Source organism: Flavobacterium galactosidilyticum, from assembly GCF_020911945.1.
GTDB classification, from domain to species: Bacteria; Bacteroidota; Bacteroidia; order Flavobacteriales; family Flavobacteriaceae; genus Flavobacterium; species Flavobacterium galactosidilyticum.
This window is the reverse complement of record NZ_CP087135.1, coordinates 2,709,093-2,720,752: the sequence shown is the minus strand read 5'-3', so window position 1 is coordinate 2,720,752 and position 11,660 is coordinate 2,709,093. Positions and strand designations below refer to the sequence as shown.

11 protein-coding genes are annotated in these 11,660 nt (G+C 32.7%); 4 read left to right on the top strand and 7 right to left on the bottom strand.

Features of this window, described 5'->3' with window-relative positions; genetic code table 11:
- Positions 1-5 precede the first annotated feature (5 nt).
- From LNP27_RS11695 to LNP27_RS11665, 7 genes are all read right to left on the bottom strand, one after another.
- Positions 6-836: a type 1 glutamine amidotransferase gene (locus LNP27_RS11695; RefSeq protein WP_229941780.1), complete on the bottom strand. Its 831-nt coding sequence runs from the start codon at positions 834-836 to the stop codon at positions 6-8.
- 43 nt (positions 837-879) lie between these two features.
- Complete coding sequence (locus LNP27_RS11690) at positions 880-1,986, bottom strand: carboxylate-amine ligase (RefSeq protein WP_229941779.1); 1,107 nt, start codon at positions 1,984-1,986, stop codon at positions 880-882.
- A gap of 147 nt (positions 1,987-2,133) precedes the next feature.
- Positions 2,134-3,081: an ATP-grasp domain-containing protein gene (locus LNP27_RS11685; RefSeq protein ID WP_229941778.1), complete on the bottom strand. Its 948-nt coding sequence runs from the start codon at positions 3,079-3,081 to the stop codon at positions 2,134-2,136.
- Positions 3,082-3,099: 18 nt separating this feature from the next.
- Positions 3,100-3,813 carry an esterase family protein gene (locus LNP27_RS11680; RefSeq protein ID WP_229941777.1) on the bottom strand — a complete coding sequence of 238 codons (714 nt, stop codon included), beginning with the start codon at positions 3,811-3,813 and terminating at the stop codon, positions 3,100-3,102.
- Positions 3,814-4,117: 304 nt separating this feature from the next.
- Positions 4,118-4,510 (bottom strand): glyoxalase, encoded by a 393-nt coding sequence (locus LNP27_RS11675; RefSeq protein WP_229941776.1) that lies wholly within the window; start codon positions 4,508-4,510, stop codon positions 4,118-4,120.
- Positions 4,511-4,701: 191 nt separating this feature from the next.
- A complete protein-coding gene (locus tag LNP27_RS11670) occupies positions 4,702-5,949 on the bottom strand; it encodes a mechanosensitive ion channel family protein (protein ID WP_229941775.1) in 1,248 nt (415 codons plus the stop codon).
- Positions 5,942-6,220 (bottom strand): DUF3817 domain-containing protein, encoded by a 279-nt coding sequence (locus LNP27_RS11665; RefSeq protein ID WP_229941774.1) that lies wholly within the window; start codon positions 6,218-6,220, stop codon positions 5,942-5,944. Before LNP27_RS11665 ends, LNP27_RS11670 begins: the two co-directional genes overlap by 8 nt.
- Positions 6,221-6,322: 102 nt before the next feature.
- Here LNP27_RS11665 and LNP27_RS11660 point away from each other — a divergent pair, with 102 nt between their 5' ends.
- From LNP27_RS11660 to LNP27_RS11645, 4 genes are all read left to right on the top strand, one after another.
- Positions 6,323-6,850: a DUF6155 family protein gene (locus LNP27_RS11660; RefSeq protein WP_229941773.1), complete on the top strand. Its 528-nt coding sequence runs from the start codon at positions 6,323-6,325 to the stop codon at positions 6,848-6,850.
- Between the two features lie 425 nt (positions 6,851-7,275).
- Positions 7,276-8,820 (top strand): DEAD/DEAH box helicase, encoded by a 1,545-nt coding sequence (locus tag LNP27_RS11655; RefSeq protein ID WP_229941772.1) that lies wholly within the window; start codon positions 7,276-7,278, stop codon positions 8,818-8,820.
- Positions 8,821-8,950: 130 nt separating this feature from the next.
- The gene (locus LNP27_RS11650; protein ID WP_229941771.1) at positions 8,951-10,288 is read left to right on the top strand and encodes a DEAD/DEAH box helicase; all 1,338 of its coding nucleotides are present in this window, start codon (positions 8,951-8,953) and stop codon (positions 10,286-10,288) included.
- A gap of 344 nt (positions 10,289-10,632) precedes the next feature.
- Complete coding sequence (locus LNP27_RS11645; protein ID WP_229941770.1) at positions 10,633-11,616, top strand: LamG-like jellyroll fold domain-containing protein; 984 nt, start codon at positions 10,633-10,635, stop codon at positions 11,614-11,616.
- Positions 11,617-11,660: the final 44 nt, after the last annotated feature.

Here is an 11,660-nt window from a genome sequence, read left to right as displayed (position 1 = left end):
TTTTTTTAATTAGATAACATTTTCTTGCTTTTCATTACATCATTAATTGCTGTACGAAGAAAATTGGGAATCAAGGTTTCGTTTGTTTTATAAATTTTATCATCATCCATTAAATCCTCCAGCATATTCCTGAATTTCTTTTTGCCTTTCATATTCTTAATTTTGTCTTTCGCTTCCTTGTTTCTAAGGTGCGCTACAAAACTGATAGGATCTGCTTCTGGATGAAATTGTGTGCCGACAAAATAATCTGTAAAACGAACTGCCATAATAGCACGCTCATACTGCACATGATCTCTAATTTTTTCTAATGAAATGATCTTAGCACCATGTTTAGCAAAAACACTAAGTTTAGGTTGTATTACTTGATAATCTCTTGAATCAATTCCGTAAAAAGGATCTGCTAGACCTTCAAACAAAGAATCTGTAGCTCCTTCTTTAGTTTTATGTATAGTCATCACTCCAAATGAAGTATCATTTCTTTTTGTAACTGTAGCCAAGCCAAAATGCAAACAAGCCATTTGAAATGAATGACAAATAAATAAAACATGTTTTTTTACACTATTTTCGTTATTCCATTTACTTAATGCATCAATGAATTCATAATACTTAGTATCCCAATTTCCATCACCAATTAATGGATTCCCTGGCCCACCTGTTGAAATATAAATATCAAATTTACTAATATCTGGTAATTCACATTTTACGCGAACATCAAATATTTCGAAACTCATTACTGGACTAAATCTGTTTACCACATCAATAATACAACGCATCCCTTGATTTCGTTCTCCGTTGTACATATCTAGAATGGCAATTTTTATTATTTTATCGGACATATATTTTTATTAAAATGCATGAGTAAAGGTAATTATATTTATTTTATAATCCTTTTGAAAATTCGCCAGTAATAAAATCGACCACTTTTGTAAGATCGCCAGTTTCGTTAAAAACCGCCAATTGTTTGTCAGCGCCTGTTCCAGTTCTTAGTATTTCATGAACGTAATTAATGTCCTCGCGGCTACCCAATTCATCGACTACATCATCAATAAATTCAAGTAATTCGTGAATTAACATTTTTGTTTCTACCTCTTTTTGTAAACCAAAATCGATCATAGTATTATCAATACCATAACGAGCAGCTCGAAACTTGTTTTCTTTTATTAATGCTAGTCTGTAAATATTAAAACTTGTGTTTTGCATATTCAATTTGTACAATTTAGCTACAATGGCTTGAATAATAGCTACGATACAAATAGTTTCATCCACAGTAAGCGACATGTCACATATTCTAAATTCAATAGTGTCATAAAACGGATGCAATCGCAAATCCCACCAAATTTTCTTGGGATTATCGATACAATTCGTTTTTACTAACGTATCTAAATAATTTTGATAAGAGGAAACAGAGTCAAAATATTCAGGTAAACCTGTTCTAGGAAATTTATCAAAGACTTTAGTTCTAAAAGATTTGTAACCTGTTTGTCTGCCTTCCCAAAAAGGAGAATTAGTAGAAAGCGCAAAAATGTGAGGCAGGAAATAAGTTGCTTGATTCATTAATTGCAATCCTATCTCACGGTTCTCGATTCCTACATGACAGTGCATTCCAAAAATTAAATTAGAGCGTGCCGCATCTTGCAATTCATTTACGATATCGTGATAACGAGGATCATCAGTAATAGGTTGGTCTTGCCATTTCGAAAAAGGATGTGTTCCAGCGCCACCTACAATTAAGTCCTGCTTGTCTGCTAATTCAACAATTTTAGAGCGTAAATAGCGAATTTCATTCTTAGCGTCATTTACATTTTTACAAATATTGGTACCCACTTCTACCACAGACTGATGCATTTCTGCCTTAACCTGCTCATTCAAAATGATCTTGGCACCATCCACAATTTTAGACAAATGCGAACGCAGATCTCTGGTAACGGGGTCAATTATTTGATATTCTTCTTCTACACCAAGTGTAAAAACTGGTAATTTTTTCATCACTTTATTTTTTTAGGAGCTATATCCCGCTTTACGCTTCAATCTTTTTTAATTTTTATTGAAATTGCTTTTAAGGCAATTTCAAGAAAAATTAAAAAAGGATTTCCACTTCAATCGGGGCTATGGGATTTCGATACTAAATCGACATTATTTTTCAGCAGCGGCATCTTTGATAAATGTTCCCCAAGTCAAATTCATTTTTCCCGGTTTTTGCTTTTTTGCTGCAGCAATAGCCATCTTAGCAGATTCTTCAACTACCCATTCAAAATTTTCAGCACCTACTGAGGTTAGTTCAGCATCAGGTGCTGGATTCCCAAAATCAATTGCGTACGGAATACCATCACGTACAGCGAATTCGACAGTATTAAAATCATAACCTAGACCTTTGCATAGGCGTAAAGTATAGTCTTTTATAGTTGCTAATAATTTTTTATCAGTTGGCGGACCATCAATAACGTAGCGCAAATGATGTGGATTCCTTGGTTCGTATTGCATAATTCTCACCGCTTTATTTCCTAAACAATACACTCTAAAATATTCTGTAAAACTAATTTCCTCTTGCAACATCATTACTAGTTGTCCTGTTTCTTGATGCTTTTCCCAAAATTCTTCTTTGTTTTCGAGGCGATATACATTTTTCCATCCACCTCCAGCATACGGTTTCATGTACGCAGGAAATCCGATGTAATCAAAAATACCTTCCCAATCCATCGGGTATTTTAAGTTTCTAAATGATTTACTAGTAGTATCTGTAGGATGCTCAGCTGAAGGAAGAATTACAGTATTCGGTAATGGAACGCCAAGGGTATCAGCCAATGCATTATTGAAAAATTTATCATCAGCACTCCACCAGAATGGATTATTAATCACATTTGTACCTGTCAGTGCTGCATTTTTTAAATAAGCACGATAGAAAGGAACATCTTGAGAAATCCTATCAATTATTACTGCATATTCTCCGCCTTTGTTTTGCAATACTTTATCAATACTAACCGCTTCAGCAATAATTCCCTTTTCATTTTTCGAGTTTACTCTGTCTATAAATGCTTGTGGATAGGTGTCTTCCATCCCAAATAAAATTCCTATTTTTTTCATCTTAGTACGTTTATATTTTTAAAAAAAATTGATTCTCGATAAATAATGTGGAAACATTTCTTTCCAAACTGGCCAATCGTGTTTTTTTTCCTGACGAATGTCCAGCCAATGTTCGACCCCTTTATGGCTAAGTACTTTACTCAATTTCAAATTAGCATCTAAGCAAATATCCCAGTTAGAAGTTCCTAACACGATATCCATATTCCATAGTTCGTGGTCATCAAGTCCATATAAGAAATCCAGTGGACTATTGTAAAAAACATCATCATTATGAAAACCATCCATAAAATTTTTAATATCAAAAGCGCCGCTCATCGAGAAAAGATGGCTCACATAACCTGGATGTCTAAAAGCAAAATTAGCGGCATGATACCCCCCAAAACTGCAACCTGCAACAGCCACTTTTCCGGAATTAGAATTATTTTTAACTCTTTCTACAATTTCATGACAAATCATTTTATCGTATCGCACATGATTTTCTATGCGATGAACAGGGTGAATGTACTTATTGTAAAAACTATCGCTATCAACACTGTCAGGGCAATAAATCTGGATTAATCCTTGTTCAATATACCATCTCGCTGATTCAATCAATCCCATGTCCTTATTTTCATGGTAAGAACCCATTGAAGTGGGAAATAAAATAACCGGATATCCTGCATGTCCAAAAACCAGCATTTCAATATCTTTATTTAAATTTGGTGAACGCCATTTAAAATATTCTTCCTTCATAAGTATTATTTTTAACAATTATAATAAAAAAAATCGTGCAAATGGCAGATAAAAATTAACTATTTCAATAATTATTATAAAAAAGATAGGAATCATTAAATAATAATGGAATCATATTTTTTTTAGTGTTAAACAGCTACTTTTTAAATTATGAACAATGAAATACGTTATTTTAACATATCACTGGTACGCGCATAACTTGTTTAAACCGTAAAGGCTGTAAAAATGAAACCAAAACACAGCCGTTTTGCGGCATTTTGTGTTTTCGGACTAAGTGAAGTACAATAAAAACGAAAGCTATTTTTTAATTATCAAAGAGTTGCACTTGGCTTTTTAGCCTTTCCAGCAACATATTCTTGATTCTTTTGTTGATATTTGAAGCGTTTTTAGTATAAAATTTATACTCTTCGGTAGTAAACAATCCAATGATAATCCCCTTCATCTCATTTCTAAATTTTATGTCTTTCTGAACGGTATTATCTATAACTGCCAACTTAGCCTCCACAGTTTTCGAATTAAAATCAACTTTATTTTCTTTGATATAATTAATAAATGAAGCTATAAACAAGTCATTTTGCAGTTTTAAAATTGGTCGAAGGACCTCGTTCTGAAAAGATTCTTCAGCAGTTGATTGACTCGTTACGGAGCCAATTGATTGTCCTCTAAGTTCTTTTAAAAAAGTATCGCGTGAGTTCATGTTTTTTTTCTTTAAATATAGAAAAAAAAATCAAGGTTGATATTTAAAACTTCGAAAGTACACATGAAGCGTGTTGTTTTATTTTTCATTCAAAAAAAAATGCACAAGCTTCACTGTGGTTGTGAATACTTGTGCAATTTTTAAATAGTTCTATTAAATAGAAATTACTAGCTTTTATTTTCCTAGGTATATTATTCTATATGGAAATTATTATCAGAAATTTCTAAATCAAAATAAGCTACGGATGCAATAATATGATCAAATATATCTGCCATGATATACTCATAATTTTCAAATCTTTTGTCACGTGAAAAAGCGTAAACCTCCAGAGGAACGCCATGCGTCGTAGATTGCAATTGGCGGCAAACCATTAGCATATTTTGGTTTAAGGCTGGATGTTTGTGTAAATATTCGGTGATGTATTTTCGAAACAAACCTAAATTGGTCATATTCCTACCGTTGATAGGTAAGGATTTGTCAATTTTATTGGTAGAATTAAAGGTATCAATTTCCGCCGTTCGGGTGTCAATATAATTTGTGATCAGTTGAATTTTTTTCAAATTATTCAGCTCTTCCTCTCCTAAAAATCGAATACTGCTCGCTTTTATTAAAATGTGTCTTTTGATACGTCGACCATCAGAATTGAGCATTCCGCGCCAATTCTGAAAAGAATCGGAACTTAAACTGTAAGTCGGAATAGTGGTTGTTGTATTGTCAAAATTTCGAACTTTTACCGTTGCAAGATTGATTTCGATAACATCTCCATCCGCTCCAAAACGCTCCATTGTAATCCAATCGCCAATGCGAACCATATCATTTATAGATACTTGTACGCTTGAAACAAAGCCTAAAATGGTATCTCTAAAAATTAATATGATAACTGCTGAAACAGCTCCTAAAATGGTTAGCAGTTCCTTTTGATTGATTTCAAATAACTTGGATAAAATCACAGCGATACCCACAACCCAAAGCACAATCATAATTACTTGTATGAAGCTGTCAATAGGTTTGTCGCTGTAGCGCGGTTTTAATTTTAAATAATCTCTTAATGCATTAAATATAGTTCTGATGATCCATAAAAGTAGCATTACGATGTAAATTCCAACAAATTTTCCAAAAACGCCCTCCCAGTATTCGTACCGATCTAGGATTATAGGAACTGATTTGTAAATAAATAAAAATGGAATTAAATGTGCTATATACTTAGCTGTTTTATTGGTAACCAATAAATCATCAAATTTAGTTTTAGTCTTTTTTGCTATAAGCACCATAATAGTGACTAATACGAGGCGGAACACCACATAAATCACATACGCTATCACGCATAAAACAGCAATATTTATAAACAAACTAATGTAAGATGCAAATCCGCTTCCCATTCCCCATTTACGGAATATGGGATATAGTACATGAAATAACTTTTCTAGATAGTTATGCATTTTTTAGATATTTTCTTTCAATGTAAAAAGTACCAAAAGGAGGAATTGAAGCAATACAGATTATAAAGTATTTTTTAAAATCCCACTTTTCTGTAAATTTTAAAATGGTAGCCATCACAATATAAATTGTGAATAAAACTCCATGCGCCATACCTACATGCTTTACATAGTAAGGATCATCATAAATGTATTTCATTGGCATAGCAAAGAAAAATAATAGTAAAGCAGAAATTCCTTCTATTGTAGCAATAATCTTAAAAATCTTGAGCATTTTAAACGTTTTTAGTTTTAATGGGCAAAAATAGCTATAAACATTGATTTTTAGCATATTGATTCCTAAAGTAATTTACTTTTGTACTCTTAAACTTTGATAATGAGCAAGCGCGATTTAAAAAAATATTTAAACGAACTGAATAAAGAACAACTCGAAGAACAAATAATTGAATTGTACGAAAAATTTAGTCCCGTTAAGGTCTATTACAATTTTGTTTTTAACCCAAAGGAAGAAACGCTTTTGCAGGAATGCAAACTCAAAATCTCAAATGAATACTTCCCTGTTAAAAAAGCGGGCAGAAGGAGCAAGCCGAAAATGAGACGGTCTGTTGCTCAAAAATACATTAAGCATTTTTTACTTTTAGGAGTCGATCCATTTATAATTGCAGATGTAATGCTTTATAATGTTGAAATTGCCCAAACGTTTTCCTCTGAAAATCTGATTAAGAACGATTTGTTTTTCAAAAGTATGTTCAACTCCTTTGAGCAAGTAGTTGTTTTTTTGATCGCTAACGGAATTCTATCTGAATTTAAAACAAGAATTCTAGCCATTCACAAGGAGACTATTGTCCAAAAATGGTATAATGAAACAGAATTTAACGCTATAATCGAGCGATTTGAATATTAAGTAATTACTATAAAAAACAAGTAGGACTGAAGAATTGCAAAGTTTAATTGCGAAAAAAAGTGAAAATTAGTCACAGATTAAATTGATTTACACAGTTTAAGTCCTATCAATCTTTGGAGAGTTTTTACAGAAGCAATAACGAGATGTAAAGACTGCAAATAGTTTGTTTTTTAGCTGCTTTTACGAACTATAAAAGACTTAAAAATAAACGATTACCATCTGCTGAACCTTTTTATTTACAAGAACTAAGATTAAACTCAAAACTTAACATGTCTTATATGGTTAAAAAAACAATCTTATGTTTTTCTGCTAATATTTAGTGATCTATAAATCAATATTATTTAAGGACGACTCAATATTTTTACTTAAATGTGACAATTAAACTGTTTTTTAGGCGTATTTTTGCAAAAATCCAATAACAAGAAATGTCGCAAAACACTTTAGAAATTGAAATCGAAGACAAAAAAGAACTCTATGCTTACCAGAAAGGAGATATAGATGCCATCTTTGAACGAATCGATAATGGACCCAGTCAACATCATTTATTATATCAATTACCAACAGGTGGAGGGAAAACAGTAGTTTTCTCAGAAATCGTTCGCCGCTATTTATCAAAACACGATAAAAAAGTAGTTGTATTAACTCACAGAATTGAGCTTTGTAAGCAAACCTCAAAAATGTTGAAGGGTTTTGATGTAAAAAATAAAATCATCAACAGTAAAGTAAAAGAACTTCCAGACCAAAACGATTACTCTTGTTTTGTTGCCATGGTAGAAACTTTGAAAAACCGAATCAATGATGAAAAATTGCATTTAGACAACATCGGTTTAGTAATTATCGATGAGGCGCATTACAACTCTTTCAGAAAATTATTAAGCTCTTTCAAAAACGCCTTTATATTAGGGGTTACAGCCACGCCGCTGAGTTCGAATATTAAATTGCCAATGCACGAAAGTTACGATGAGTTAATTGTAGGAGATACTATTAGCTCATTGATCGACAAAGGCTTTTTGGCGAAAGCCGTAACCTACAGCTATGACGTTGGTTTAACATCGCTGAAAGTAGGTATCAACGGAGATTACACCGTAAAATCATCAGATGATTTATATACTAATATGGCTATGCAAGAGAAATTATTGCATGCCTATACGGAGAAGTCTTTAGGCAAGAAAACCTTAATTTTCAATAACGGCATCAACACCTCTTTGTATGTTTATGAAACGTTTAGAGAAGCAGGTTATGAAATTCGCCATTTGGATAACACCAGTAGCACTGAAGAACGTAAAGAAATTTTACATTGGTTCAAGCATACGCCAGACGCTATATTAACCTCCGTTGGGATTCTTACCACTGGTTTTGATGAGCCTACTGTGGAGACTATTATATTAAATAGAGCGACAAAATCATTGACTTTATACTACCAAATGATCGGTCGTGGTTCTCGTAAATTACCAAATAAAGATAACTTTAGCGTGATCGATTTAGGGAACAATGCAGCTCGTTTTGGGTTGTGGAGTGAGCCTGTTAACTGGCAACATATCTTTAAATCGCCTGAATTTTACTTAGAAAACTTACGTGACGATACGGAAATTGAGTTGTATTTTAAATACAGTATGCCTCCAGAATTGCGTGCTAAATTCAGCAAAACAGCTGACGTTAGTTTTGATGTCGATGAAGAACATAAACTGATCATCAAACAAAACTTACGTTCTAAAGAAGTGCTTGATAAATCATTAGAGCAACACGCTGCCATGTGTGTCGATAATTCTGAAACCTTGCAAGAGGCAAAAGCATTAGGAAAATTACTTGAAGATGATATTGATTGCCGTATTAAGCGCTATTCAAAATGTTTGAGTCAATGCAGTAAAAACTACCGCGAATGGCTTGTTGACGATTACAAATTAAAATTAGTATTGTTAACAGGAAAAAAATACCGTGAGAAGATTATGAACGAACCTGATGAAGATTAATTTTTATTAGGAGCTCTTTCCCGCTTTCCATTGCAATCCACGCCCAAAAGCGTGGGATTTCCATTTCAATCGGGGCTAGTATTTACGGTTACAAACAACTATTTTTTATAAAATAACACATCCAAAAAACATGTCAAAACAATTCACTGATTTAGGAATTTCGACCGCTTTACTTAAAGCACTTAGCGAATTGAAGATTACTGTACCCACAGAAATCCAACAAAAGACAATTCCTTTACTTCTGGAAAACAAGACCGATTTAGTGGGACTTGCAAAAACAGGTACTGGAAAAACAGCTGCTTTTGGACTGCCTATTTTACAATTAATAGATACTGATTCTCCAGTTGTGCAAGCAGTAATACTGGCACCAACAAGAGAATTAGGCCAACAAATATTCAAAAATTTGGAGTCGTTTGCTACTTTCTTACCTCACGTTTCTATTGCAGCAACTTGCGGAGGAATTCCTATCAAACCTCAAATCGAACGATTAACAGCGCCAACGCATATTGTAGTTGCAACACCAGGACGTTTGATTGATTTAATTCAGCGTAAGGCTATCAATCTGAAAGAAACTAAATTTCTGGTACTTGATGAAGCAGATGAAATGGTTTCTATTTTAAAGGAAAGCCTAGACGAAATCGTAGCTGAGTTGCCTAAAGAGCACAAAACCTTTTTGTTTTCAGCAACTATGCCAGGAACCATCAAGCAATTGGTTCAGAATTACTTAAATAAAAACGTAATTCAAGTTAGTGCCAACATGGAAACAGCAGGAAATCAAGGTATTGATCACGAATATATCGTGGTAGATCCAATTGAAAAACTAGATGTTTTGATGCATTTCCTGAATTCAAAAGAAGGCGAACGCGGAATTATCTTTTGTAAAACCAAAGCTGCTGTTAATAAACTAGCTAAGAATTTAGCAATCAATCGTTTTTCATCCGGTGCATTACACGGTAGTTTATCACAAGGAATCAGAGATCGTATTATGGAGCAATTCCGTGAAGGTCATATTAATATATTGGTAGCTACAGATCTTGCCGCAAGAGGAATTGACGTAAAGGAAATTTCGTATGTTGTCAATTACCATTTACCGGACGCTTACGAAGCTTACGTTCACCGTAGCGGAAGAACAGCTAGAGCAGGAGCAAAGGGACTTTCGTTAACGGTATTACAACCAGAAGAAGTGGGTGAGATTGCCGAATTCGAAAAAGAATTGGGAATTAAATTCAGCGAATTCAAAAAACCAAGTACACTAAGTATCGAAGAAAATAATACCCTTTTATGGGCAAAACAAATATTCAAAACTAAACCCAACCATGAAGTGGATGCGGAATTGAAAACAAAAATAAAAACCGTTTTTCATCATTTAACTAAAGATGAATTGATTGAAAAACTATTGGCTAATTATTTGTTGCAAAACAAAAGCGAGCCAACCGAAAAACCGGTTAAAAGACAAAAAATGAAATAGTCTTTTAAATGTAAAATTTAAAACCATTGCAAGAGGTTGATAAAGCCAAGCAATGGTTTTTTCTTTTTGTCGAAATGTAGAAAGTAAAGATCAATTTTTAAAATTAAAGGGAACTATTTTTATTCTTGATAGAAGTGATAAGACTAAATTGAGAAACTACGAACTACCTTTATCATTGATAGAGTTGGGAAATAAAACAGTTTACTTTTTTTGAAAAAACACTCCGTTTTACTTTTTTATCTACTTTGAATTAAACATCTTTTGATAAATTATAATGCTTAAAATATTTCATTTACTTTTGAAAAAATTACCTAACACTAAATCATTTTAATAAAATTGTATTTATGAATAAAAACTACTTACTAGCATCAATTATAATGTTGCTTTCTTTTACTTCTAATGGGCAAACTGCAACCAAATTAAATTTTGACGGTGTAGACGATGTTATTGCTATTAATAATATTACAGCAGCCACATTTACTTTAGAGGCATTTATAAAGGTACTTAGTAGTTCCCCTGGTGGAATGAAGGCTTTTCAAGGTGCTGGAATTCTTGACTCAGATGTAAGTGGCCCTGCAAATGATTTTATTTTTTCAATATTAAACAATAAATTAAGTTTTTGGGACGGAAGTAGTAGCGTCAGTACTAATGGAAAAATTACTATTTTTGATGGAAATTGGCATCATGTTGCCGTAGTTAGAGAAGCTAACGTTGGAGTTAAATTATATGTCGATGGAATTTTAGATAATAAGACAAATTCCAGGAGTTCGACTGTCCTAAATTCAAATCCTAAAATTTATATTGGTTCAGCCTTTGCTGATGACAGGTTTTTAAATGTAGACATTGCCGAAGTTCGTATCTGGAATACTGCCAGAACAGGAAATCAAATTAGTACTAATAAATCTAACGAGTTAGTATTACCACAAACAGGTTTAGTTTCGTATTATAAATTTAATCAAGGAATAGCTGGTGGAAATAACGCTTCAGAAACTATTTTAATTGACGAACTTGGCTTAAATAATGGAACTTTAAATAAATTTTCGTTAACAGGTGCAACTTCAAATTGGTTGTCAGATAATACATTAGATCTAAACAATTTTGATTATTTAAATAGTACGATACAAATATTCCCTAATCCTTCCTCAGATTTTATTCAAATTTCAGCATTAACTACAACAGAAAATTATAAAATATACAATGTTCTTGGATCAATGATAAAAGCGGGAAGTATCGATGATAAGATAAAAATTAATATTCAAGCTTTGACAAATGGATTGTACTTCTTAAAATTAGAGAGCGTAAAAGCTTTTAAGTTTTTTAAAGAATGATTTTTTGCTTACAAAACAAAGATTAAATAATTAAACCATTGCAA